Source organism: Aquimarina litoralis (assembly GCF_019295435.1).
GTDB lineage: Bacteria > Bacteroidota > Bacteroidia > Flavobacteriales > Flavobacteriaceae > Aquimarina > Aquimarina litoralis_A.
This window is the reverse complement of sequence record NZ_WEKL01000030.1, coordinates 23,299-48,418: the sequence shown is the minus strand read 5'-3', so window position 1 is coordinate 48,418 and position 25,120 is coordinate 23,299. Positions and strand designations below refer to the sequence as shown.

Below are 25,120 nucleotides of genomic sequence, written 5' to 3'. Positions count from 1 at the left end.
AAAATACAGGGATTTCTTACGGCTAAATCGTATCATTTTAAATGTATTTGAAAATTAATGCATTAGGATTTGAATTGCTGAAAAATATTTCTACCTTTGCAGCCCTCTATAAAGAGGTAATTTAAATTATTTAATAATAGTGTAAAGCAAATTATGCCAACAATTTCACAATTAGTAAGAAAAGGTAGAGCCAAAATAACTAAGAAGAGTAAATCGGCTGCTTTGGATTCGTGCCCACAACGTCGTGGTGTTTGTACGCGTGTTTATACTACTACACCAAAAAAACCAAACTCGGCAATGCGTAAAGTTGCCCGTGTTAGGTTAACTAATGGTAAAGAAGTAAACGCATACATCGGAGGTGAGGGTCACAATCTACAGGAGCACTCGATAGTATTAGTTAGAGGTGGAAGGGTAAAAGATTTACCAGGAGTTAGGTATCACATCGTTCGTGGAGCTTTAGACACCGCAGGTGTTGAAGGTAGAACACAACGTAGATCTAAGTACGGTGCAAAACGCCCTAAGAAGTAATTAAAAAAACTTTAAGAAGAAGACATGAGAAAAAGAAAGGCTAAAAAAAGACCTATTTTACCAGATCCACGTTTTAATGATCAATTAGTGACTCGTTTCGTTAATATGATGATGTGGGATGGAAAGAAATCGGTTGCTTTCAAAATTTTCTACGATGCAATTGATATTGTAGAAGAGAAAAAACAGAACGAAGAAAAAACAGCTTTGGAAATGTGGAAAGATGCGTTATCAAACGTAATGCCACATGTAGAAGTAAGAAGTCGTCGAGTTGGAGGGGCAACTTTCCAGATTCCTAATCCTATTAGACCTGACAGAAAGATATCTACCGCGATGAAGTGGTTGATTCAATTTGCTCGTAAGAGAAATGAGAAGTCTATGGCACAGAAATTAGCTGCAGAAATTATCGCTGCAGAAAAAGAAGAAGGTGCAGCGGTTAAGAAGAGAGTTGATACTCATAAGATGGCTGAAGCAAATAAAGCATTCTCACACTTTAGATTTTAATCACGAACAGAAATGGCTAGAGATTTAAAATATACAAGAAATATAGGTATTGCTGCACATATTGATGCAGGGAAAACTACAACTACAGAGCGTATCTTATACTATACAGGTGTTAGTCATAAGATCGGTGAGGTGCACGATGGTGCTGCTACTATGGACTGGATGGAGCAAGAGCAAGAAAGAGGTATTACTATTACTTCTGCTGCTACCACTTGTGAGTGGAAGTTTCCAACAGAAAATGGTCAGGCTGTTGCTGATACTAAAGGATATCATTTTAATATTATCGATACTCCAGGTCACGTTGATTTTACGGTAGAGGTTAATCGTTCTTTACGTGTTCTTGATGGATTAGTATTCTTGTTTAGTGCTGTTGATGGTGTTGAGCCTCAATCAGAAACTAACTGGAGGCTTGCAGATAATTACAAAGTTCCGCGTATTGGATTTGTAAATAAAATGGACCGTCAAGGATCTAACTTTATGGCAGTATGTCAGCAGGTGAAAGATATGTTAGGTTCTAATGCAGTTCCTATTGTAATGAATATTGGTGATGAAGCCGATTTTAAAGGGATTGTAGATTTAGTAAAGAACCGTGCTATTGTATGGCATGATGAAACTCAGGGATCTACTTTTGATGTAATTGATATTCCTGAAGAGCTAAAAGAAGAGGCTGCCGAATTAAGAGGTAAATTAATTGAGGAGGTTGCTGCTTATGACGAAAATCTTTTAGAAAAATTTATGGAAGATGAAGATTCAATTACAGAAGAAGAGGTGCATGCTGCACTTAGAGCTGCTGTAATGGATATGTCTATCATTCCTATGATTTGTGGATCTGCATTTAAAAATAAAGGAGTACAGTTTTTATTAGACGCTGTATGTCGTTACTTACCTTCTCCAACTGATAAAGAAGGTATTGTAGGGATTAATCCTAATACAGATCAGGAAGAATTAAGGAAGCCTGATGTAAAAGAGCCATTTTCTGCTTTAGCATTTAAGATTGCTACAGATCCTTTTGTAGGGCGTTTAGCATTCTTCCGTGCATATTCAGGACGTTTAGATGCAGGTTCTTATATATTGAATAATCGTTCAGGTAAGAAAGAGCGTATTTCTCGTATCTATCAGATGCACTCAAACAAACAAAATGCAATTGAATATATCGAGGCTGGAGATATTGGTGCAGCAGTAGGTTTTAAAGATATCAAAACTGGAGATACAATGTCGGATGAAAAAAATCCTATTGTATTAGAATCAATGGATTTCCCTGATCCAGTAATTGGTATCGCAGTAGAACCAAAAACTAAAGCTGATGTTGATAAGTTAGGTCTTGCTTTAGCTAAGTTAGCGGAAGAGGATCCAACATTTACTGTAAGAACAGATGAGGCTTCTGGTCAGACTATTATCTCAGGAATGGGAGAGCTTCACTTAGATATTATTGTTGATCGTTTAAAGCGTGAATTTAAAGTAGAGGTTAATCAAGGTCAACCACAAGTAGAGTACAAAGAGGCTATTACACAGCGTGCAGAACACAGAGAAGTTTATAAGAAACAATCTGGTGGACGTGGTAAGTTTGCTGATATTGTATTTACTTTAGAGCCGGCTGAAGAAGGTAAAGTAGGTTTAGAGTTTGTTTCTGAGATCAAAGGTGGTAACGTTCCTAAGGAATTTGTTCCTTCTGTTGAAAAAGGATTCAAAATGGCAATGCAAAATGGTCCATTAGCTGGATACGAAGTAGATGCTATGAAAGTTACTCTTACTGATGGTTCTTATCATGATGTGGATTCGGATCAATTATCATTTGAGTTAGCGGCTAAGCTTGGTTTCAAAGCTTCTGCTAAGGCTGCAAAAGCAGTGATAATGGAGCCTATTATGAAGTTAGAAGTTATTACTCCAGAAGAAAACATGGGTGATATCGTAGGTGATTTGAATAGACGTAGAGGACAGGTAAGTGATATGGGTGATAGAGCTGGTGCAAAAACTGTAAAAGCTACTGTGCCACTTTCAGAAATGTTTGGATATGTAACTACTTTAAGAACATTGTCTTCAGGTAGAGCAACGTCTACAATGGAATTTTCTCACTATGCTGAAACTCCTTCTAATATTTCAGAAGAGGTAATTGCAGCAGCAAAAGGAGTTAACGCTTAATTTTACAGAAATGAGTCAAAAAATTAGAATAAAATTAAAATCTTACGATCATAATTTAGTAGATAAATCTGCTGAGAAGATTGTTAAGACTGTAAAAAGTACTGGAGCTGTGGTGACTGGACCAATTCCATTACCAACGCATAAAAAGATCTTTACAGTTTTAAGATCTCCACACGTAAATAAGAAGTCAAGAGAGCAATTTCAACTTAGCTCTTATAAAAGACTTTTGGATATATATAGTTCTTCTTCAAAAACGATTGATGCGTTAATGAAGTTGGAATTACCAAGTGGGGTTGAAGTAGAAATCAAAGTTTGATAAAACTTCAAAGTAAGATAAAGAACTTACATGAAAATGTCCTGAGCTGCGTGCGAAGGAAAAACGGCAAAAAATACATTCAGGGTTGAAGTATTTTGACCCTGTTTTTTTGCAAAATTTTAAATAAGAATACTAATTAATAATTAATAAATATGTCTGGGTTAATAGGAAAAAAGATCGGTATGACCAGCATTTTCGATGAGAATGGAAAGAATATTCCATGTACAGTTATCGAAGCTGGACCATGCGTGGTTACCCAAGTCAGAACTGAGGAAGTGGATGGTTATGAAGCTATCCAATTAGGTTTCGATGACAAAGCAGACAAAAATGCTACAAAAGCGGCTTTAGGTCACTTTAAAAAAGCAGGAACTGTTGCTAAACGCGAAGTTGTAGAATTCCAAGGTTTTGAGGAGGAGTACAAATTAGGTGATACAATCACTGTAGAACACTTCGTAGAAGGAGAGTTCGTTGATGTGTCAGGAACTTCTAAAGGAAAAGGTTTTCAAGGGGTTGTGAAAAGACATGGTTTTGGTGGTGTTGGACAAGCAACACATGGTCAGCATAACCGTTTAAGAGCTCCTGGTTCTATTGGAGCTGCATCGTATCCTGCAAGAGTGTTTAAAGGAATGCGTATGGCAGGAAGAATGGGTGGAGATAAAGTAAAAGTTCAAAACTTAAGAGTGTTAAAAGTAGTTGCTGAAAAGAACTTACTTGTTGTAAAAGGATGTGTTCCTGGTCACAAAAACGCTTATGTAACTATTCAGAAGTAATGAAGGTAGCAGTAATTGATATTAACGGAAAAGAAACAGGAAGAAAGGTAGACCTTTCTGATGCTGTTTTCGGTATAGAACCAAATGATCATGCTGTATATTTAGATGTGAAGCAGTATTTGGCAAATCAACGTCAAGGAACTCACAAATCTAAAGAGCGTGCAGAGATCGCTGGAAGTACAAGAAAAATTAAGAAACAAAAAGGAACTGGTACAGCGAGAGCAGGTAGTATTAAGTCTCCGATCTTTAAAGGTGGAGGTAGAATATTTGGTCCAAGACCGCGTAATTATTCTTTTAAATTAAATAAAAATTTAAAAAGATTAGCACGTAAATCTGCACTTAGTATAAAGGCAAATGACAAGGCAATTACGGTTGTTGAAGACTTTACTTTTGATACAATAAAAACAAAGAATTTTACTGCTGTTTTAAAGTCTTTAGGGCTAGAAGACAAAAAATCTTTGTTTGTGTTGGGAGAGTCAAATAAAAATGTATATTTGTCGTCACGTAATTTAAAAAGCTCTGAAGTTGTAACTTACTCAGAATTAAGTACTTACAAAATACTTAATGCAAAGAGTGTTGTGCTTTTAGAGGGTTCTTTGAAAGGAATTGAAACGAATTTAAGTAAATAGAAGCCATGAGTATCTTAATAAAACCTATTATTACGGAAAAGGCTACTGCGGATAGTGAAATTTATAATCGCTATGGTTTTGTAGTAGAGAAAAAAGCGAATAAGGTAGAGATCAAAAAGGCAGTTGAGGCTGCTTATGGAGTATCTGTTACTAAAGTTCGAACTATTAATGTCCGTCCAGACCGTAAAACTCGTTACACTAAAACGGGAATGGTTACTGGTAAAACAAAAGCTATTAAAAAAGCTATTGTACAGGTGGCGGAAGGTGATGTAATTGATTTATATAGTAATCTTTAAGACTAAGAAATGTCAGTAAGAAAATTGAAACCAATTACCCCAGGTCAGCGTTTTAGAGTAGTTAATGGGTTTGATGCCATTACTGCTGATAAGCCGGAAAAAAGCCTATTGGCTCCGAAAAAAAGATCTGGAGGTAGAAACAATCAAGGAAAAATGACCATGCGCTACAAAGGTGGAGGTCATAAAAAAAGGTATCGTATTATCGATTTTAAAAGAGACAAGCAAGGAATACCTGCTACTGTTGCTACTATCGAATACGATCCGAACAGAACTGCTTTTATAGCGCTTGTAAATTATCAAGATGGTGAAAAGCGTTATATTATTGCTCAAAATGGGCTTCAAGTGGGGCAAAATGTCGTTTCTGGTAGCAATGTTGCTCCAGAAATTGGAAATGCGATGCCACTTAGTGATATCCCTTTAGGTACAATCATATCTTGTATAGAATTAAGACCAGGTCAAGGTGCTGTTATGGCAAGAAGTGCTGGTTCTTTTGCTCAGCTTATGGCAAGAGATGGTAAGTTTGCTACTGTAAAATTACCTTCTGGAGAAGTAAGAATGGTGTTAGTAAACTGTATGGCTACTATTGGAGCAATTTCTAATAGTGATCATCAATTAGTAGTTGGTGGTAAAGCCGGTAGAGGAAGATGGTTAGGTCGTCGTCCACGTACAAGACCAGTAGCTATGAACCCTGTTGATCATCCAATGGGTGGTGGTGAAGGACGTTCTTCTGGAGGTCATCCACGTTCTAGAAAAGGTCTTCCTGCTAAAGGATTTAGAACCCGTTCTAAGACGAAAGCGAGTAATAAGTATATTGTAGAACGTAGAAAGAAATAATAAGATATGGCACGTTCATTAAAAAAAGGACCTTACATTCACTATAAGTTAGAGAAAAAAGTTGCAGCGAATGTAGAGGCTAATAAGAAAACTGTAATTAAGACTTGGTCAAGAGCCTCTATGATTTCTCCTGACTTTGTTGGTCAAACAATTGCAGTTCATAATGGTCGCCAGTTTGTTCCTGTATACATTACAGAAAATATGGTAGGTCATAAATTAGGAGAATTTTCGCCAACACGTTCTTTTAGAGGGCACGCTGGTGCTAAAAATAAAGGTAAAAAATAATTTAAGCTATGGGAGTTCGTAAAAGAGAAATGGCAGAAAGAATTAAGGAAGAGAAAAAGCAGATTGCTTTTGCTAAACTTAATAACTGTCCTACTTCACCTCGCAAAATGCGTTTAGTAGCAGATTTAATTCGTGGTGAAAAAGTTGAAAGAGCGCTTCATATTCTTAGATTTAGCCAAAAGGAAGCAGCACGTCGTTTAGAAAAACTGTTGCTTTCTGCAATAGCAAACTGGCAAGCGAAAAATGAAGACGCAAGTATAGAAGATGCAGATCTTTTCGTTAAAGAGATCCGTGTTGATGGAGGTAGTATGTTAAAAAGACTACGTCCAGCTCCACAAGGTCGAGCACACAGAATAAGAAAACGCTCTAATCACGTAACAATCGTGGTTGCAGCAAAAAATAATACACAAAGCTAATATAAATAGTATGGGACAGAAGACAAATCCAATCGGAAATCGCCTTGGTATCATCAGAGGATGGGAATCCAACTGGTATGGAGGTAATGACTACGGTGATAAATTAGCCGAAGACGATAAGATTAGAAAGTACGTACACGCACGTTTATCAAAAGCTAGTGTATCTAGAGTAATTATTGAGCGTACGCTTAAACTTGTAACCGTTACTATCACTACTGCTAGACCTGGTATTATTATCGGAAAAGGTGGACAAGAGGTAGACAAGTTAAAAGAAGAGCTTAAGAAAATTACTGATAAAGAAGTTCAGATCAATATTTTTGAAATCAAAAGACCAGAACTTGATGCATTTTTAGTTGGATCTAGTGTTGCGAGACAGATTGAGAGTCGTATCTCATATCGTCGTGCAATAAAGATGGCTATTGCGGCTGCAATGAGAATGAATGCTGAAGGTATCAAAATTCAGATTTCAGGACGTTTGAATGGTGCGGAAATGGCACGTTCAGAGTCGTATAAAGATGGAAGAATTCCTTTATCAACATTTAGAGCTGACATAGATTATGCTTTAGTTGAAGCACATACTACTTATGGTAGATTAGGTGTTAAAGTATGGATTATGAAAGGCGAAGTATATGGTAAGAGAGAACTTTCTCCTTTAGTGGGTCTTTCTAAGAAACAAGGAAAAGGAGGAGATAGAGGTTCCGGAAGAGGTGGAAATAATAAATCACGCCGTAGAAAGTAATTTTTTAAAGTAAATTAACAATGTTACAGCCTAAAAGAACAAAATTCCGTAAGCAGCAAAAAGGACGTATGAAAGGTCTTTCTCATAGAGGGCATACACTTTCTAATGGAACTTTCGGAATAAAAGCATTAGATTCAAGTTTTGTAACTGCTAGACAAATAGAAGCAGCTCGTATTTCTGCTACTCGTTATATGAAAAGAGAAGGTTCTCTGTGGATTAAAATATTCCCGGACAAACCTATTACTAAGAAACCTCTTGAAGTACGTATGGGTAAAGGAAAAGGTGCTGTAGAATATTGGGCAGCAGTTGTAAAACCAGGAAGAATCTTATTTGAGATAAGTGGTGTTCCTCATGATGTTGCTAAAGAAGCATTGCGTTTAGCAGCTCAGAAATTACCAGTAAAAACTAAGTTTATCGTAGCTAGAGATTATCAAGCTTAATAATTGAAGATTATGAAACAATCACAAGTAAAAGAATCGTCGACAGCTGAATTACAAGAGGAGCTTGGTAAATATCGAAAAGAATATTCAGATTTAAAAATGGCTCACACTATGTCTCCATTAGAAAACCCTTTACAATTACGTAAAGTTAGAAGATCTATTGCGAGAATGGAAACTGAGCTTACTAAAAGAGAATTAAACGGTTAATTCTGCTGAAAGATGGAAAAAAGAAACTTAAGAAAAGAACGTATAGGTGTAGTTACTAGTAACAAAATGCAGAAATCGATTGTGGTTTCTGAGGTGAAAAAAGTAAAACACCCGATGTACGGAAAGTTCGTGTTAAAAACAAAGAAATATGTTGCACACGACGAGAAAAATGACTGCAATATTGGTGATACTGTAAAGATCATGGAAACAAGACCTATGAGTAGAACCAAATGCTGGAGATTAGTAGAAGTAATTGAAAGAGCTAAGTAATTATGGTACAACAAGAGTCTAGATTAAAAGTAGCAGATAACACAGGTGGTAAAGAAGTTTTAGTTATCCGTGTTTTAGGTGGTACAAAGAGAAGATACGCCTCTGTAGGAGACAAGATCGTTGTCAGTGTAAAAGAAGCAACTCCAAATGGAAACATAAAAAAAGGAGCCGTTTCAACTGCAGTTGTAGTTCGTACCAAAAAAGAAGTGCGCAGACCGGATGGTTCATATATCCGTTTTGATGATAATGCTTGTGTTCTTTTGAACCCAGCAGGAGAAATGAGAGGAACACGTGTGTTCGGTCCTGTAGCGAGAGAACTTCGTGACAAACAGTTTATGAAGATTGTATCACTAGCGCCAGAAGTGCTTTAATAGTATTGCAGACATGACAAAACTAAAAATTAAATCAGGAGATACAGTAAAGGTTATTGCTGGTGACAATAAAGGTCAGCAAGGAACTGTACAGAAGGTATTGAAAGATAAGAACAAGGCAATTGTTGAAGGTGTAAACCTTGTTTCAAAACACAAGAAGCCTAGTGCTGCTAATCCACAAGGTGGTATAGTAAAGCAGGAAGCACCAATTCATATTTCTAACTTATCATTGTTAACATCTAATGGTGAAACAACAAGAGTTGGTTATAGAATGGAAGGTGATAAGAAAGTGAGATTTTCTAAAAAATCTAATGAAGTAATATAGTTATGGCTTATATCCCAAGACTAAAACAAGAGTATAAAGACAGAATAGTGTCTGCTCTTACAGAAGAATTTAGCTACGGCAATGTAATGGAAGTTCCAAAACTTAAAAAAATTGTTTTAAGTAGAGGAATTGGTGCAGCTGTAGCAGATAAGAAGTTAATTGATTACGCAGTTGATGAGTTAACAACTATAACAGGACAAAAAGCAGTAGCTACAATTTCTAAGAAAGATGTTGCTTCTTTTAAATTACGTAAAGGAATGCCAATCGGTGCAAAGGTTACGTTAAGAGGAGAGAGAATGTATGAATTCTTAGATCGTTTGATTACTTCAGCTTTACCACGTGTAAGAGATTTTAATGGTATTAAAGCAACTGGTTTCGATGGTAGAGGTAATTACTCGTTAGGAATTACTGAACAAATCATTTTCCCAGAGATTGATATTGATAAAGTGAATAAAATTTCAGGAATGAATATCACTTTTGAAACTTCTGCGAATACTGATAAAGAAGCAAAATCATTGTTAACTGAACTAGGTTTACCATTTAAAAAGAATTAATTATGGCTAAAGAATCAATGAAAGCCCGTGAGGTGAAGAGAGCTAAAACGGTTGCTAAATATGCTGAAAAACGCAAAGCTTTAAAAGAAGCTGGAGATTATGAGGCATTACAAAAATTACCGAAAAACGCTTCACCAATCCGTATGCACAATCGTTGTAAGTTAACGGGAARACCAAAAGGATATATGCGTCAGTTTGGAATTTCTCGTGTTACTTTCAGAGAAATGGCAAATAAAGGATTAATTCCAGGTGTAACTAAAGCTAGTTGGTAGTAATAAAAAATTAATTGGTCTAAGGTTCGATTAGGTTATAATTGAAAACCAAGACCATAAATATTAGATAATGAATACAGATCCTATTGCAGATTATTTAACTAGAATTCGTAATGCGAATAGCGCTCAACATAGAGTTGTTGAGATTCCTGCATCGAAAGTTAAAAAGGAAATTACTAAGATATTATTCGATCAAGGATATATCTTAAGTTATAAATTTGAGGACAATACAACACAAGGTAGTATTAAGATAGCTCTTAAATACGATAAGTTAACAAAAGAACCTGTAATCAAAGAATTACAAAGAATCAGTAAGCCTGGTTTACGTAAATATGCAGGATCTAAAGAGATACCAAGAATTCTTAATGGATTAGGTATTGCGATCGTTTCTACTTCTCACGGTGTAATGACTGGTAAGCAAGCTAAGCGAGAGAATGTAGGTGGAGAAGTACTTTGTTACGTATACTAACAGTAAAAAAAGACAAAAGAAATGTCAAGAATAGGAAAAAATCCAGTAACTATTCCGTCTGGTGTCACTGTAGAAGTGACAGGTAATGTTGTTACTGTTAAAGGAAAATTAGGAGAGCTTTCACAAGAGATTGATAGTATCAATGTGAAAGTAGAAGAAGGTCAGGTTGTTCTAGAAAGACCTAGTGATGCTAAAGATCATAGAGCAAAGCACGGATTATACAGAGCTTTGATTAATAATATGGTACAAGGTGTTTCAGAAGGTTTTACTAAGGAGCTAGAATTGGTAGGAGTAGGATATAGAGCTTCTAACCAAGGACAGAAATTGGATTTAGCTTTAGGTTTTTCTCATAATATCGTTATTGATGTTGCGCCAGAGATAAAAATCGAAACTATATCGGAAAAAGGTAAAAACCCAATCGTAAAATTAACTTCTCATGACAAGCAATTGGTAGGTCAGGTAGCCGCTAAGATTAGAGGATTCCGTAAGCCAGAACCATATAAAGGAAAAGGAGTTAAGTTTGTAGGAGAACAATTAAGAAGAAAAGCAGGTAAATCTGCATAATAACGAAGTTATGGCATTCTCAAAAGATTTAAGAAGATTAAAAATCAGAAAGCGAATCCGCGGTACAGTAAGCGGAACAGAACAACGTCCTAGATTATCTGTTTTTAGAAGTAATAAAGAGATCTATGCTCAGATCATAGATGATGTAACTGGTAAAACTATTAGTGCTGCTTCTTCAAGAGATAAAGATATTGCTGCTGCATCAGGAAGCAAAGCTGAAAAAGCTGGCTTAGTTGGTAAAGCTCTAGCAGAAAAAGCTAAGAAAGCAGGTGTAGAAACCGTATCTTTTGATAGAGGTGGGTATTTATACCATGGAAGAGTAAAATCATTAGCTGAAGGAGCTAGAGAAGGAGGACTTAAATTCTAAGAAATTATGTATCAAAAATATAAAAACGCAGAATTAGTAAAACCAAGTGGACTTGAATTAAAAGATCGTTTAGTTGGTGTACAACGTGTTACTAAGGTAACAAAAGGGGGTAGAGCATTTGGATTCTCTGCTATCGTAGTTGTAGGAGACGAAAACGGTGTTGTAGGTCATGGTTTAGGTAAGTCTAAAGAAGTTGCTGAAGCTATTGCTAAAGCAGTAGAAGATGCTAAGAAAAATCTAGTACGTATACCGTTAAATAAAGGAACTTTACCGCACGAGCAAAAAGGTAAGTATGGTGGAGCAAGAGTATTATTAATGCCTGCTGCAACGGGTACAGGAGTTATTGCTGGTGGAGCGATCCGTGCGGTGTTAGAATCTGTTGGTGTACATGATGTACTTTCTAAGAATCAAGGATCATCTAACCCTCATAACGTAGTAAAAGCAACTTTTGATGCTTTGTTACAAATGAGAAGTGCAGAGCAAGTAGCTAAGCAACGTGGTGTTTCACTTGAAAAAGTGTTTAAAGGATAAATTAGGAACAATGGCAAAGATTAAAATAACTAAAGTAAAAAGCGCTATAAACCGTACTCAGAGACAAAAAAGAACTCTAGAGGCTTTAGGTCTTAAAAAGATCGGTCAGGTTGTTGAGCATGATGACACTCCTAATATCCTAGGAATGGTAAATAAAGTTAAACATTTAGTTTCTGTTGAAACAAAATAATATAAGCACATGGATTTAAGTAACTTAAAACCTGCTGCAGGTTCAGTAAAAAATAACAGCAAACGATTAGGTCGTGGACAGGGTTCTGGTAAAGGTGGAACTGCTGCTCGTGGTCATAAGGGAGCAAAATCTCGTTCGGGTTATTCTAGAAAGATTGGTTTCGAAGGAGGGCAAATGCCTCTTCAAAGACGTGTGCCTAAATTTGGATTCACTAATATTAATAGAAAAGAATATCAGGGAATCAACTTAGATACACTACAGAAATTAGTAGATGCTGGTAAAATAACTGATACTGTTGATCTTGATGTGATTTTAGAAACACGTCTAGCAGGAAAAAATGATTTAGTTAAGATACTAGGAAGAGGTGAGCTGAAAGCAAAGCTAAAAGTTTCAGCACATAAATTTACAGCAACTGCAAAAGCTGCTATCGAAGCAGCTGGTGGTGAAGCGGTAACCCTATAAAAGATATTTCATGAAATTTATTGATACAATAAAAAACGTTTGGAAAATCGAAGAACTTAAAAATAGAATTCTTGTTACATTAGGACTTCTATTAGTATATCGATTTGGAGCACAGGTAGTACTTCCTGGAGTAGATGCAGCAGAACTTGCTAACTTAGGAACTCAAACTCAAGATGGTTTGCTAGGTTTGCTTAATGCCTTTACAGGTGGAGCATTCGCAAATGCATCTGTTTTTGCTTTAGGAATTATGCCGTATATATCAGCTTCTATTGTGGTGCAGTTGATGGGAATTGCTATTCCTTATCTTCAAAAATTACAAAAAGAAGGAGAAAGTGGTAGAAAGAAAATTAACCAAATTACTAGATGGCTAACCATAGCTATTACCTTAGTACAAGGTCCTGGTTACATTTATAATTTGTTTGCTACGCTTCCGCCTACAGCTTTTAGTGCAGAAATAAGTCAAACCGTTTTTGTTGTGTCATCTGTTATCATCTTAACTACGGGTTGTATTTTTGCAATGTGGTTAGGGGAAAAGATTACAGATAAAGGTATTGGAAACGGTATTTCCTTATTAATTATGGTTGGTATCATCGCAACATTACCACAATCTTTTGTTCAGAACTTTATTTCAAGAACTTCTGGAGAAGGTGGTGATATTATTATGGTACTAATTGAATTGGTAATTTGGTTTGTTATTATTCTTGCTTCTGTTTTATTGGTAATGGCGGTACGTCAGATTCCTGTTCAGTACGCAAGAAGAACCGCAAGCGGAGGATATGAAAAGAATGTTTTCGGTTCACGCCAATACATACCTTTAAAACTAAATGCTTCGGGAGTAATGCCAATCATTTTTGCACAGGCAATTATGTTTATACCTGCTGCGGTAGCTGGATTATCAGATTCAGAGACGTCACAAGGAATTGCTGCTGCATTTAGTGATATTTTTGGTTTTTGGTATAATGTTGTATTTGGATTATTAATTATCATATTCACATATTTTTATACCGCTATTACAGYTCCAACAAACAAGATGGCTGATGATTTAAAAAGAAGCGGTGGATTTATTCCAGGTATAAGACCAGGTAGTGAAACAGCTGAATATTTAGATAAAATAATGTCTCAGATTACCTTACCTGGATCAATATTTTTAGCGTTGATTGCTGTTTTTCCGGCAATCGCTGTTAAATTGTTAAATGTTCAGCAAGGATGGGCATTGTTCTTTGGAGGTACTTCATTGTTAATCATGGTTGGAGTTGCAATTGATACAATGCAACAAGTTAATTCCTATCTGTTGAATAGACATTATGATGGATTAATGAAAACTGGTAAAAATAGAAAAGCAGTAGCATAATGGCAAAACAACCAGCAATAGAACAAGACGGAAGTATTATCGAGGCATTGTCTAATGCAATGTTTAGAGTAGAATTAGAAAATGGTCATGTAGTGACTGCTCATATCTCTGGTAAAATGCGAATGCATTATATCAAGTTATTGCCAGGTGATAAGGTTAAATTGGAAATGAGTCCTTATGATTTATCAAAGGCTCGTATAACATATAGATACTAATAATTTTAAGAATATTAGTTAATTAAGATTTTTTGTGTACTTTTGCAGGCTGAAAATCTTGTTAACGAGACCTTCTGAAATGCTTAATATGTATTTTCAGGATTTAAACACAAAGAGATGAAAGTTAGAGCATCAATAAAAAAGAGAAGTGCCGAGTGCAAGATTGTGCGTAGAAAAGGCCGACTTTACGTAATTAATAAAAAGAATCCTAGATTTAAACAAAGACAAGGGTAATTATGGCAAGAATTGCAGGGGTAGATATACCTAAACAAAAGCGAGGAGTTATAGCATTAACCTATATCTTCGGAATCGGTAGAAGTAGAGCTAAAGAAATATTAGCAACTGCCAAAGTAGATGAGAGTATTAAAGTTTCTGACTGGGATGATGATCAAATTGGTCGAATTCGTGAAGCTGTAGGAGCCTATACCATAGAAGGAGAATTACGTTCAGAAGTACAATTGAATATTAAACGTCTAATGGATATTGGATGTTATAGAGGTATTCGTCATAGAGCTGGTTTACCATTAAGAGGACAGCGTACTAAGAACAATTCTAGAACACGTAAAGGAAGAAGAAAAACAGTTGCTAACAAGAAAAAAGCAACTAAATAATAATTAATTAAAGAGACATTAGTCATTAGTGAATAGAAGTTAGATGAATCTGTTTGAGATAGCAATGTTTAGGATTCTAACAACTAAAAGCTAACAACTAAAACTAGACAATATGGCAAAGTCAACTTCAAAAAAACGTAAGGTAATTGTTGAGTCAGTAGGAGAAGCACATGTTACTGCTTCTTTCAACAACATTATAATTTCGTTAACGAATAAAAAAGGAGACGTGATTTCTTGGTCTTCAGCTGGTAAGATGGGATTCAGAGGTTCTAAAAAGAACACTCCATATGCTGCGCAATTGGCAGCAGAAGATGCTTCTAAAGTAGCTATCGAAGCTGGATTAAAGAAAGTAAAGGTATACGTTAAAGGTCCTGGAAATGGTAGAGAGTCTGCTATACGTTCAATACATAATTCTGGAATTGAAGTTTCTGAAATTATTGATGTAACTCCAATGCCTCACAATGGATGTCGTCCTCCTAAAAGACGTAGAGTATAATTAAAAGTTGTCCCGAATTAGTTCGGGATATCTTTTATTGATATATAATTAAAGTAAGTCTAAAAAGAGGGAAGACAATTATCGAAGGAAAGAGACCTTAATTCATAATTACCTCTTAAAATTTAAGTAATAATCAAATGGCAAGATATACTGGTCCAAAAACTAAAATCGCTCGTAAATTTGGTGAAGCGATCTTCGGAGACGATAAGTCATTCGAAAAGAGAAATTATCCTCCTGGTCAACATGGAAATAACAGACGTAGAGGAAAGAAAAGTGAGTATGCAATTCAGTTAATGGAAAAGCAGAAAGCTAAATATACATACGGAATATTAGAACGTCAGTTCAGAAATATGTTCGAAAAAGCAACTAGATCACAAGGTATTACCGGTGAGGTTTTACTTCAACTTTGCGAATCTCGTTTAGATAATGTTGCTTTTAGAATGGGATTAGCGAACTCTCGTAGAGGAGCAAGACAATTAGTATCTCATAGACATATCACTGTTAATGGAGAGTTAGTTAATATTCCTTCTTACCGTTTAAAGCCTGGTGATGTAGTAGGAGTAAGAGAAAAATCAAAGTCTTTGGAGGTTATTCAAAACTCACTAGCTAATAATAGCAAAGTGTACGAGTGGATTACTTTTAACAATGACACAAAAGAAGGTACTTTTGTATCTGTACCGGCAAGAATTCAAATTCCGGAAAATATCAACGAACAATTCATCGTCGAATTATATTCGAAGTAATAAATAACTCTTAGAAGAAACAATAATATGGCAATATTAAATTTTCAGAAGCCCGATAAAGTTATCATGATCGACTCTAGTGAGTTTGATGGTAAGTTTGAATTTAGACCATTAGAACCTGGATACGGACTGACAGTTGGTAACGCTTTACGAAGAGTTTTGCTATCTTCTTTAGAGGGATTCGCTATAACTTCATTGAGAATAGAAGGAGTAGATCACGAGTTTTCTACAATTTCTGGAGTTGTAGAGGATGTAACTGAGATTATTCTAAACCTGAAACAAGTTCGTTTTAAACGTCAGATTGAAGATATAGATAATGAATCAGTAACCATTTCTATTTCAGGGCAAGAGCAATTAACTGCTGGAGATTTTCAGAAGTTTATTTCAGGTTTCCAAGTGCTTAATCCAGACTTGGTGATCTGTAATATGGATAAAAAAGTTGCTCTGAATTTAGAGATAACTATAGAAAAAGGTAGAGGTTATGTACCAGCAGAGGAAAATAAAAAGACTAATGCACCAATAGGTACGATTTTTACGGATTCTATATATACACCAATTAAGAACGTAAAGTATAGTATTGAGAATTACCGTGTAGAACAAAAAACAGATTACGAAAAACTAGTTTTCGAAATTGTTACAGATGGTTCTATACATCCAAAAGATGCTTTGACAGAAGCAGCTAAAATCTTGATTCACCACTTTATGTTATTCTCAGATGAGCGTATCACATTAGAAGCTGATGAAATTGCTCAAACTGAAACATATGATGAGGAATCATTACATATGAGACAGTTATTAAAAACTAAATTGATAGATATGGATCTTTCTGTTAGAGCATTAAATTGCTTGAAAGCTGCAGAAGTTGATACTTTAGGAGATTTAGTTTCTTATAACAAAAATGATTTAATGAAGTTCCGTAATTTCGGAAAGAAATCTTTAACAGAGCTTGAAGAGCTTGTAAATGTTAAAGGGCTTAATTTCGGTATGGATCTTTCTAAATACAAATTAGATAAAGACTAACACATCATATTTTGCTCTCTGCACGAGGCGGATTGAGCAAGATGATGCTTAAATTTTTAATGTCATGAGACACGGAAAAAAAGTAAACCACTTAGGAAGAAAAACTGCACATCGCAAGGCAATGCTTGCAAACATGGCTTGTTCTCTTATCGAGCATAAAAGAATAAATACTACTGTTGCAAAAGCAAAAGCTTTAAAACAGTTTGTAGAGCCATTAGTTACAAAATCTAAAGAAGATACTACACACAACCGTAGAATTGTGTTTAGTAAATTACGTAATAAGTATGCTGTAGCAGAATTGTTTAGAGATGTGGCTGCTAAAGTTGGTGATAGACCAGGAGGATATACTAGAATTATCAAGTTAGGAAATCGTCTTGGGGATAACGCTGATATGGCAATGATCGAATTAGTGGATTACAACGAATTGTATAACGCTGGTAAACCTGCTAAAAAGAAATCTACTCGTAGAGGTAGAAGCAAAAAAGCAAGTGCTCCTGCAGCTCCTGCACCAGAAGCTACTAATTCAGAAGAAGAATAAATGATTAGTATTAATCACACATAATAAAAAAGGATAAACGTTCTGTCGTTTATCCTTTTTTTTTGAATTTTTGTAAAAGTTTAAATCCTAGAAAAAGGGAATTGTAATATTAAAATATATAAAGGATGAAATATCAATCTCGAAAAAAGGCAATTGTTTTATTAGCAGATGGTACTATTTTTTATGGAAAAGCGGTTGGAAAAGAAGGAACTGCATTTGGAGAAGTTTGTTTTAATACCGGAATGACGGGTTATCAAGAAATTTTTACGGATCCTTCTTATTTTGGGCAGCTAATGGTTGCTACCAATGCACATATTGGAAATTATGGAACACAAGAAGAAGAGGTTGAATCTGATTCAATAAAAATTGCAGGGTTAATTGTAAAAAACTTTAGCTATGAGTTTTCTAGAGATCGAGCTGATAGTTCTTTACAGGATTTCTTAGAGAAAAATAATCTATTGGCAATATCAGATGTAGATACAAGAGCATTGGTAAGTTATATTAGAGATAATGGTGCCATGAATGCTTTAATATCTACAGAGATTGATGATATAGAATCATTAAAAAGAAGATTGGCAGAGGTTCCAGATATGAATGGTTTGGAATTAGCATCAAAAGTATCTACAAAAGAACCTTATTACTTTGGAAACCCTGAAGCAACCTATAAAATATCAGCATTAGATATTGGGATTAAGAAAAATATATTACGTAATCTTTCTGAGAGAGATGCTTATATAAAGGTTTTTCCTTATGATGCTACTTTTGAAGAAATGAATGAATGGGGACCTGATGGTTATTTTTTATCCAATGGTCCTGGTGACCCAGAGCCTTTATCACAAGCGATTGAGACTGCTAAAGAGATCATTAGTAGGAATTTACCTTTGTTTGGTATTTGTTTAGGACATCAAGTAATAGCATTAGCTAATGGAATCAGCACGTATAAAATGCATAATGGACATAGAGGAATTAACCATCCTGTAAAGAACTTAACAACTGGCAAAGGAGAGATTACTTCACAGAATCATGGTTTTGCGATTAATAGAGAAGAAACTGAAGGTAATCCAGATGTAGAGATAACTCATGTTCATCTAAATGATGACACAGTAGCAGGTATAAGACTAAAAAATAAAAATTGTTTTTCTGTACAATATCATCCCGAGGCAAGTCCTGGTCCAAATGATTCTATTTATTTATTTGATCAGTTTATAAATAATATTAAAAACGCAAAAGTAGAAGCTTAAAAACTGCATATTTTTCACAAAATCAATACGTAAAATATAATTAGTTGACCTATAACGTTATAGTTGATAACTTGTCGTGTTTACTGGGGTTTAAGCAATAAATTAAGAGGTTTTCTGAGGTATTTAAACTAACTGGTTTTGTATATTGCGAAGAATTAAAATTATCCAACAAAAACAAATCAAGAAATGAGTGTAATAATTAATATTCACGCCAGACAAATTTTAGATTCACGTGGTAACCCAACAGTCGAAGTAGATGTGATTACCGAAAATGGAGTGTTAGGTAGAGCTGCAGTTCCATCTGGTGCATCAACGGGAGAACATGAAGCAGTAGAGTTGAGAGATGGTGGTAGTGATTATATGGGTAAAGGAGTTAAAAAAGCTGTTGAGAATGTAAATACAATAATTGCAGAAGAGTTACTTGGCTTTTCTGTATTCGATCAGAATCTATTAGATCAGACAATGATTRAATTAGATGGTACTCCAAATAAATCAAAACTAGGAGCTAATGCTATTTTAGGTGTTTCCTTGGCTGCTGCTAAAGCTGCTGCTAATGAATTGAATATGCCATTGTATAGATATGTAGGAGGAGTAAGTGCAAATACGTTACCTGTTCCTATGATGAATATTATCAATGGAGGTTCTCATAGTGATGCGCCAATCGCTTTTCAAGAGTTTATGGTAATGCCAGTAAAAGCTGAAAACTTCACACATGCAATGCAAATGGGAACTGAGATTTTTCATAATTTGAAAAAAGTTCTTCATGATAGAGGATTAAGTACAGCTGTTGGAGATGAAGGAGGTTTTGCTCCTACATTAGAAGGAACAGAAGACGCTTTGGATTCTATTGCACTTGCAGTAGAGAAAGCAGGATACAAGTTTGGTGATGAAGTAATGGTAGCTTTAGATTGCGCTGCTGCAGAATTTTTTGTTGATGGAAAGTATGACTATACTAAATTTGAAGGGAAATCTGGTGTTGTGAGAACAAGCGAAGAACAGGCTGATTATCTTGCAGAATTAGCTGAAAAATATCCAATAATTTCTATTGAAGATGGTATGGATGAGAATGATTGGGAAGGATGGAAGTATTTGACAGATAAAGTGGGAGATAAAGTTCAGTTAGTTGGTGATGACTTATTTGTAACCAATGTTGAGAGATTGTCTAGAGGTATTGAAAATGGTATTGCAAATTCAATTTTGATAAAAGTTAACCAGATAGGTACACTTACAGAAACAATTGCTGCTGTAAATATGGCACATAATGCAGGATATACTTCTGTAATGTCACATAGATCTGGAGAAACTGAAGATAATACAATAGCAGATTTAGCAGTTGCTCTAAATACAGGACAAATTAAAACTGGATCAGCATCCAGAAGTGATAGAATGGCTAAGTACAATCAATTACTTCGTATTGAAGAAGAATTGGGAATTGTAGCCTATTATCCAAAAGAGAAAGCATTTAAAGTTAAATAGTATATTTAGAAATGTAGGAAAAAGCTCACTTTTAAGTGAGCTTTTTTTTTGTGGATAACCCGTATTTATAAGGTTTTTTACCCGTTTTCTTAAAATTTTGAACGATGAAAAGCATGTTTCTTTGGTTAAAATGCTGATTTTTAACTTATTTTAACTATTTTAGAAGGCTGGGTAAGTATTTTTTAATACTTTCGCGGAATCAAAACACATTATATGAAGAGACTTTTACTATTGTTCTTCTTACTGACTTTATCAACTAATCAAACATTTGCATATGAATTTGTGAGAGAAGATGATATTGTAGATTTTGTAAATAATTCTAGTCGATCATTATCCTACAATGATATGTCAGATGAAGAATTTTATAAGACAAAAGAGTTTGATGCTACTTTTAGTTATACACCCTCAGAATTTTGTCAGAATGATATAGATCCAATTCCTAATGTAACAACTCCAGGAGGAATTTTTACCAGTACATCCGGTTTAATATTTTCTAATAATAGTACAGGAGAGATTGATTTAGATGCAAGTACACCAGGAACCTATCAGATAACTTATACTGTAGCTAGCGGAAGTCCCTTAACATTTATGCAAAATGTTACGATTCATTCTTCTCAATCTACTAGTATTACATATAATAGTAGTGCTACAACTTCAACAACTCTATGTACATCAGGATCGAATCCTACACCAGTTATTACAGGAATCACAGGTGGAGAGTTTACAAGTTCACCTTCTGGTTTGGTATTTGTAAGCGGTGGCGGCGGTTCTGATTTTTCGATTGGAGGAAATAAGTCCGCCAAAATGCCTTCAACAACTGGAGAAATTGATTTGAATGCTTCTATACCTGGTGAATATACTGTTCAGTATACCACTCCAGGAGGTTGTGTAATCGCTACTCATACTGTGAAAATAGTAGTTACTCTTGATCCAAACTTTTCTTACACCTCAGATAGTTTTTGTAGTGACGACAATACTCCTATAGTCCCAATATTAAATGAAGAAAAACCTGAGTCATCAGGTCAAGTATTTTTAGCAGGAGCGGGTTTGGCTATGAATGCTTCAACAGGAGTTATAAGTCCGGGATCTTCAACACCCGGAACTTATTTTGTAAGAAGGTTTGTTACAAATAACTGTCAAGGAGTAACTAGTTCTTCTACTCCTTTTACTATAAATATAGTATCATCAGGAGATGCTTCATTTTCGTATGATAGTTCATCCTATTGCAAAACAGGAACTAATCCGATAGCTACGATATCAGGAACTGGAGGAGGAACTTTCTCAAGTACTGATAGCAGTTTGGTATTTACAGATACAAGTACAGGTGAAATTGATTTAGCATCCACGCCTGTTGGAACTTATCCTATAGTGTATGCATTAAGCGGTGGTTGCGCAGCGACAAGTGCACCTCAAAATATAACCATAACACAAACAGATACTTCGTTCAACTATTCCTCAACTGAATATTGTAGTGATGCTTCAGATCCAACTCCAACCATTACAGGAACAACAGGAGGAACCTTTAGCAATAGTTCTGCTTCAGGTTTGTCAATAAATCCTTCTACAGGTGTCATTGATATAAGCGCAAGTTCCTTAGGAGCTCATGAGGTTACCTACTCAATTACTGGAACATGTGCTTCTTCAAGTACTTTTGATCTTACCATTACATCAACAGGAATAGCTACATTTAATTATGGAGCATCTACGTATTGTACATCTGATAGTAATCCAACTCCAACAATTACAGGAACCGCTGGAGGAACTTTTTCAAGTACAGATGCTAATATCATATTTGCGGATGCTAGTACCGGAGAAATTGATTTGATGGCTAGCCTTCCTGGTACATACGCTGTTGTCTATCAGATTTCAGGGAGTTGTGGAGCTACAAGTAGCCCCGTCAATATAACTATTGCTCAGGAAGATGCTACTTTTAGTTATGGAAATACAAATTATTGTAGTGGAGATATTGATCCTTCCCCAACGATTACTGGAACCACAGGTGGAGCTTTTAGCAATAGCTCTTCTTCTGGTCTATCCATAAATACTATGACAGGGTTAATAGATTTGGGTGCTAGTACTCCAGGGAATCATGAAATTACATATACAACACCTGGATTATGTTCGGACACAAGTACTTTTGATATTACAATTACAACTACAAGTGTTGCAGATTTTAGTTATAGCGCATCCACATATTGTACTTCTGATAGTAATCCGGTTCCAACAATAACTGGAACTCCTGGAGGTACATTTTCTAGCGCAGATGCTAATATAGTATTTGCTGATGCAAGTACAGGTGAAATAGATTTAGCAACTAGTCTGTTAGGTACGTATTCAATTGTATATCAGATTTCAGGAAGTTGTGGTGCAACAAGTACTCCTGTAGATATAACGATTACCGAGGAGAATGCCGGTTTCAGTTATGGAAGTACAAATTATTGTAGTGGTGATGCAGATCCCACGCCTACTATAACAGGGACTATGGGAGGAACTTTTAGTAATAGTTCTTCATCCGGACTTTCTATAGATACTAGTAGTGGACTGATAGATTTGGATGCTAGTACTCCAGGGAATCATGAGATTACATATACAACACCTGGATTATGCGCAGCTACAAGTACTTTTGATATTACAATTACAACTACTGGTGTTGCTAGCTTTAGTTATGCAACTTCTAACTATTGTAAGACAGACGCAAATCCAATACCTACTATTTCAGGAACTACTGGTGGAACATTTTCGAGTTCTAATAATAATTTAATATTTGTTAATACAAGTACCGGAGAAATTGATTTAACTGCTACTCCGGTTGGAACTTACCCTATTGTATATGAGTTATCTGGAAGTTGCGGAGCTACAAGTGCTCCACAAAATATAACAATTGGAGAAGCAGACGCATCATTTAGCTACAGTGCTTCTGTATATTGTGCAGATGCTACTAATCAGACTCCAACTATTACGGGTACAACAGGAGGAACTTTTACAAATAGTTCAGTATCTGGATTGGTTATTAACTCCACTACTGGTCTAATTAATATAAGTGCAAGTTCAATAGGAACTCATGAAATTACATATGCAATTACTGGAACTTGCTCTTCTTCTAGTACTTTTAATATTACAATTACATCAGCAGGAGTTGCAGCATTTAATTATGATGCATCTACGTATTGTACATCTGATAGTAATCCAATCCCAACGATTACTGGAACCTCTGGAGGTGTATTCTCTAGTTCAAATGTAAATATTGTATTTGCTGATGTGAATACTGGAGAGATTGATTTATCAACAACTCCTGTGGGTACATACTCAATAATTTATCAAATTGCTGGCAGTTGTGGAGATACGAGTACGCCTTTTAATATAACTATTACCGAGGAAGATGCTACTTTTAGTTATCCAGATACCGATTATTGTAGTGGCGATGTAGATCCTACAGCTACAGTTACAGGAACTATGGGAGGAACTTTTAGTAATAGCTCTTCTTCTGGATTATCTATAGATACAAATTCCGGGACAATAGATCTAGATGCTAGTGTGGCGGGTAATCATGAGATTACCTATACAACACCAGGTCTTTGTGGAGTGACAAGCACATTCAATATTACTATTACTACCAATGCTGTTACGGATTTCAATTATTCTTCAACTACGTTTTGTGAAGCTGATAGTAACCCAATACCTTCTATTACAGGAACTGGTGGAGGTGTTTTTAGTAGTACAACAGGTTTAGTTTTTGTAAGTGCAAGTACTGGAGAAATAGATTTATTGGCAAGTACACCAGGAATGTATACAGTTAATTATGACATAAGTGGTGCCTGTGGCATATCTGTACAAAAAGATATCACGATTGATAGTGCTAACCCGACACTTTCATTTGAAACAAGTGTAGATGATGCTGCCTATGTAGCAAACCCCGCAGCATCCATTAATGTTGAAATTGGAAGAAGATTAGAGCTACATTTAGTGGAATCATTTAATGGAACTGTTTCTTGGAGTGGACCTAATGCTTTTTCAGCTTCTGGTAGAGAAGTTCTAATTTCTGATGATATGCAAATCATAAATTCAGGTATATATGTTGCTACAGTAACCTTCGATATTACTTGTGGTGCTGTACCAACCGTTTATAATTTTGCAGTGAATGTTCTTGATGATGTAGTTAGAGTATCTCCAAAAGCATTTTTACAGGGAGCAATGTTAGGGAGTACGGACAATTTGATGAGAGATGATCTAAGAACAGCAGGTTATATACCTAATAATACACCTTATACAGATGGCGTTTCAGTTGATGGAACTATTTTTAATGATGCTGTTTTGGATAATGATAATATTGTTGATTGGGTGTTTTTAGAATTAAGAGATGATACGGACAATACAATTGTTTTGGACACACAGTCTGCATTTATTCAAAGAGATGGTGATATTGTTGATACAAATGGTAATCCAGAGATCACTATGAATGCAACTTCAGGAGGAAGCTACCATGTTGTTGTAAATCATCGCAATCATTTAGGAATAATTACAGATGCTGCGGTTACTTTAGATCGAAGTACTACTACAGTACTGGATTTTAGAGATGGTACGCAATCTGCTGCTGGAACCGATAGTCAAACTTCTTTTGGAATGCCAATAGGAACCGTTGGGATGTGGGCTGGTGATGCAGCTCAAGATGAGGAAATTAACATCATAGGATCTGTAAATGATAGTGCTTTTATTAGGAATGTTATTTTAAATGATCCTACAAATGTAGCTATACAGTTTTATGGGTTTTCTGTTTCAGGATATAATAATGGAGATGTTAATATGAACGGACAAACAAACATTGTTGGTGTTGGAAATGATGCAAATGTAATTCGAAACAATGTATTGAATCATCCCGTCAATATGTTTATACAGTTTTATGGATTTATAATCGCTGGTCAAACTCCATAGTTTGAATCATTGATTTATTATCAAA

At 35.5% G+C, this 25,120-nt stretch carries 35 protein-coding genes; all 35 read left to right on the top strand.

Annotation, left to right across the window (positions count from 1 at the left end; all coding sequences use genetic code 11):
* Positions 1-153 precede the first annotated feature (153 nt).
* The 35 genes from rpsL to GBO31_RS15675 all read left to right on the top strand — a co-directional run bounded on the left by rpsL (position 154) and on the right by GBO31_RS15675 (position 25,095).
* On the top strand, positions 154-528 hold the full coding sequence (gene rpsL / locus GBO31_RS15845; RefSeq protein ID WP_024770883.1) for a 30S ribosomal protein S12: 375 nt from the start codon (positions 154-156) through the stop codon (positions 526-528).
* A gap of 24 nt (positions 529-552) precedes the next feature.
* The gene (gene rpsG, locus GBO31_RS15840) at positions 553-1,029 is read left to right on the top strand and encodes a 30S ribosomal protein S7 (protein WP_219009333.1); all 477 of its coding nucleotides are present in this window, start codon (positions 553-555) and stop codon (positions 1,027-1,029) included.
* A 12-nt stretch (positions 1,030-1,041) separates the two neighbouring features.
* The gene (gene fusA, locus GBO31_RS15835) at positions 1,042-3,168 is read left to right on the top strand and encodes an elongation factor G (RefSeq protein WP_219009332.1); all 2,127 of its coding nucleotides are present in this window, start codon (positions 1,042-1,044) and stop codon (positions 3,166-3,168) included.
* A gap of 10 nt (positions 3,169-3,178) precedes the next feature.
* The gene (gene rpsJ, locus GBO31_RS15830; RefSeq protein ID WP_010181931.1) at positions 3,179-3,484 is read left to right on the top strand and encodes a 30S ribosomal protein S10; all 306 of its coding nucleotides are present in this window, start codon (positions 3,179-3,181) and stop codon (positions 3,482-3,484) included.
* Positions 3,485-3,636: 152 nt separating this feature from the next.
* Positions 3,637-4,254, top strand: a complete 618-nt coding sequence (gene rplC / locus GBO31_RS15825) for a 50S ribosomal protein L3 (protein WP_219009331.1) — start codon at positions 3,637-3,639, stop codon at positions 4,252-4,254.
* Positions 4,254-4,883: a 50S ribosomal protein L4 gene (gene rplD / locus GBO31_RS15820; RefSeq protein WP_219009330.1), complete on the top strand. Its 630-nt coding sequence runs from the start codon at positions 4,254-4,256 to the stop codon at positions 4,881-4,883. The genes rplC and rplD overlap by 1 nt, the downstream gene beginning before the upstream one ends.
* A 5-nt stretch (positions 4,884-4,888) precedes the next feature.
* Positions 4,889-5,179 carry a 50S ribosomal protein L23 gene (gene rplW, locus GBO31_RS15815; RefSeq protein WP_219009329.1) on the top strand — a complete coding sequence of 97 codons (291 nt, stop codon included), beginning with the start codon at positions 4,889-4,891 and terminating at the stop codon, positions 5,177-5,179.
* A 9-nt stretch (positions 5,180-5,188) separates the two neighbouring features.
* Positions 5,189-6,013, top strand: a complete 825-nt coding sequence (gene rplB, locus GBO31_RS15810; protein ID WP_219009328.1) for a 50S ribosomal protein L2 — start codon at positions 5,189-5,191, stop codon at positions 6,011-6,013.
* 6 nt (positions 6,014-6,019) lie between these two features.
* Entirely contained in the window at positions 6,020-6,298 is a 279-nt protein-coding gene (gene rpsS, locus GBO31_RS15805; protein ID WP_027392549.1) for a 30S ribosomal protein S19, read from the top strand.
* Between the two features lie 8 nt (positions 6,299-6,306).
* Complete coding sequence (rplV, locus tag GBO31_RS15800) at positions 6,307-6,714, top strand: 50S ribosomal protein L22 (protein ID WP_219009327.1); 408 nt, start codon at positions 6,307-6,309, stop codon at positions 6,712-6,714.
* 10 nt (positions 6,715-6,724) lie between these two features.
* Entirely contained in the window at positions 6,725-7,453 is a 729-nt protein-coding gene (rpsC, locus tag GBO31_RS15795) for a 30S ribosomal protein S3 (RefSeq protein WP_219009326.1), read from the top strand.
* 20 nt (positions 7,454-7,473) lie between these two features.
* The gene (gene rplP, locus GBO31_RS15790; RefSeq protein WP_219009325.1) at positions 7,474-7,893 is read left to right on the top strand and encodes a 50S ribosomal protein L16; all 420 of its coding nucleotides are present in this window, start codon (positions 7,474-7,476) and stop codon (positions 7,891-7,893) included.
* A 12-nt stretch (positions 7,894-7,905) separates the two neighbouring features.
* Complete coding sequence (gene rpmC, locus GBO31_RS15785; RefSeq protein ID WP_219009324.1) at positions 7,906-8,100, top strand: 50S ribosomal protein L29; 195 nt, start codon at positions 7,906-7,908, stop codon at positions 8,098-8,100.
* A gap of 12 nt (positions 8,101-8,112) precedes the next feature.
* Positions 8,113-8,370 carry a 30S ribosomal protein S17 gene (rpsQ, locus tag GBO31_RS15780; protein ID WP_025741866.1) on the top strand — a complete coding sequence of 86 codons (258 nt, stop codon included), beginning with the start codon at positions 8,113-8,115 and terminating at the stop codon, positions 8,368-8,370.
* Between the two features lie 2 nt (positions 8,371-8,372).
* Positions 8,373-8,741 carry a 50S ribosomal protein L14 gene (rplN, locus tag GBO31_RS15775; protein WP_027392543.1) on the top strand — a complete coding sequence of 123 codons (369 nt, stop codon included), beginning with the start codon at positions 8,373-8,375 and terminating at the stop codon, positions 8,739-8,741.
* 13 nt (positions 8,742-8,754) lie between these two features.
* On the top strand, positions 8,755-9,066 hold the full coding sequence (rplX, locus tag GBO31_RS15770; RefSeq protein ID WP_219009323.1) for a 50S ribosomal protein L24: 312 nt from the start codon (positions 8,755-8,757) through the stop codon (positions 9,064-9,066).
* A 2-nt stretch (positions 9,067-9,068) separates the two neighbouring features.
* Positions 9,069-9,620, top strand: a complete 552-nt coding sequence (rplE, locus tag GBO31_RS15765) for a 50S ribosomal protein L5 (protein WP_219009322.1) — start codon at positions 9,069-9,071, stop codon at positions 9,618-9,620.
* Between the two features lie 2 nt (positions 9,621-9,622).
* Positions 9,623-9,892, top strand: coding sequence for a 30S ribosomal protein S14 (gene rpsN / locus GBO31_RS15760; RefSeq protein ID WP_219009321.1), 270 nt, complete (start codon positions 9,623-9,625; stop codon positions 9,890-9,892).
* Between the two features lie 70 nt (positions 9,893-9,962).
* The gene (rpsH, locus tag GBO31_RS15755) at positions 9,963-10,361 is read left to right on the top strand and encodes a 30S ribosomal protein S8 (RefSeq protein ID WP_219009320.1); all 399 of its coding nucleotides are present in this window, start codon (positions 9,963-9,965) and stop codon (positions 10,359-10,361) included.
* Positions 10,362-10,382: 21 nt separating this feature from the next.
* On the top strand, positions 10,383-10,925 hold the full coding sequence (gene rplF, locus GBO31_RS15750) for a 50S ribosomal protein L6 (RefSeq protein WP_219009319.1): 543 nt from the start codon (positions 10,383-10,385) through the stop codon (positions 10,923-10,925).
* A gap of 10 nt (positions 10,926-10,935) precedes the next feature.
* The gene (gene rplR, locus GBO31_RS15745; RefSeq protein WP_219009318.1) at positions 10,936-11,292 is read left to right on the top strand and encodes a 50S ribosomal protein L18; all 357 of its coding nucleotides are present in this window, start codon (positions 10,936-10,938) and stop codon (positions 11,290-11,292) included.
* Positions 11,293-11,298: 6 nt separating this feature from the next.
* Positions 11,299-11,823, top strand: coding sequence for a 30S ribosomal protein S5 (gene rpsE, locus GBO31_RS15740; protein WP_219009317.1), 525 nt, complete (start codon positions 11,299-11,301; stop codon positions 11,821-11,823).
* Positions 11,824-11,833: 10 nt separating this feature from the next.
* Positions 11,834-12,013, top strand: a complete 180-nt coding sequence (gene rpmD, locus GBO31_RS15735; RefSeq protein WP_027392536.1) for a 50S ribosomal protein L30 — start codon at positions 11,834-11,836, stop codon at positions 12,011-12,013.
* A 9-nt stretch (positions 12,014-12,022) separates the two neighbouring features.
* On the top strand, positions 12,023-12,475 hold the full coding sequence (gene rplO / locus GBO31_RS15730) for a 50S ribosomal protein L15 (protein ID WP_219009316.1): 453 nt from the start codon (positions 12,023-12,025) through the stop codon (positions 12,473-12,475).
* Between the two features lie 10 nt (positions 12,476-12,485).
* Complete coding sequence (gene secY, locus GBO31_RS15725; protein ID WP_219009315.1) at positions 12,486-13,826, top strand: preprotein translocase subunit SecY; 1,341 nt, start codon at positions 12,486-12,488, stop codon at positions 13,824-13,826.
* On the top strand, positions 13,826-14,041 hold the full coding sequence (gene infA / locus GBO31_RS15720; RefSeq protein ID WP_010181908.1) for a translation initiation factor IF-1: 216 nt from the start codon (positions 13,826-13,828) through the stop codon (positions 14,039-14,041). Before secY ends, infA begins: the two co-directional genes overlap by 1 nt.
* Before the next feature lie 117 nt (positions 14,042-14,158).
* Positions 14,159-14,275 (top strand): type B 50S ribosomal protein L36, encoded by a 117-nt coding sequence (gene ykgO, locus GBO31_RS15715; protein ID WP_013621733.1) that lies wholly within the window; start codon positions 14,159-14,161, stop codon positions 14,273-14,275.
* Between the two features lie 2 nt (positions 14,276-14,277).
* On the top strand, positions 14,278-14,652 hold the full coding sequence (rpsM, locus tag GBO31_RS15710; RefSeq protein WP_073316874.1) for a 30S ribosomal protein S13: 375 nt from the start codon (positions 14,278-14,280) through the stop codon (positions 14,650-14,652).
* Positions 14,653-14,764: 112 nt separating this feature from the next.
* Positions 14,765-15,148: a 30S ribosomal protein S11 gene (rpsK, locus tag GBO31_RS15705; RefSeq protein ID WP_219009314.1), complete on the top strand. Its 384-nt coding sequence runs from the start codon at positions 14,765-14,767 to the stop codon at positions 15,146-15,148.
* Between the two features lie 137 nt (positions 15,149-15,285).
* Complete coding sequence (gene rpsD / locus GBO31_RS15700) at positions 15,286-15,891, top strand: 30S ribosomal protein S4 (protein WP_219009313.1); 606 nt, start codon at positions 15,286-15,288, stop codon at positions 15,889-15,891.
* A gap of 27 nt (positions 15,892-15,918) precedes the next feature.
* Positions 15,919-16,911 (top strand): DNA-directed RNA polymerase subunit alpha, encoded by a 993-nt coding sequence (locus GBO31_RS15695; RefSeq protein WP_219009312.1) that lies wholly within the window; start codon positions 15,919-15,921, stop codon positions 16,909-16,911.
* A gap of 64 nt (positions 16,912-16,975) precedes the next feature.
* Positions 16,976-17,449, top strand: coding sequence for a 50S ribosomal protein L17 (gene rplQ, locus GBO31_RS15690; RefSeq protein WP_219009311.1), 474 nt, complete (start codon positions 16,976-16,978; stop codon positions 17,447-17,449).
* Positions 17,450-17,574: 125 nt separating this feature from the next.
* Positions 17,575-18,690 (top strand): glutamine-hydrolyzing carbamoyl-phosphate synthase small subunit, encoded by a 1,116-nt coding sequence (gene carA, locus GBO31_RS15685; protein ID WP_219009310.1) that lies wholly within the window; start codon positions 17,575-17,577, stop codon positions 18,688-18,690.
* Between the two features lie 186 nt (positions 18,691-18,876).
* Positions 18,877-20,166, top strand: coding sequence for a phosphopyruvate hydratase (gene eno / locus GBO31_RS15680; RefSeq protein WP_219009309.1), 1,290 nt, complete (start codon positions 18,877-18,879; stop codon positions 20,164-20,166).
* 213 nt (positions 20,167-20,379) lie between these two features.
* The gene (locus GBO31_RS15675) at positions 20,380-25,095 is read left to right on the top strand and encodes a beta strand repeat-containing protein (protein WP_219009308.1); all 4,716 of its coding nucleotides are present in this window, start codon (positions 20,380-20,382) and stop codon (positions 25,093-25,095) included.
* Positions 25,096-25,120 lie beyond the last annotated feature (25 nt).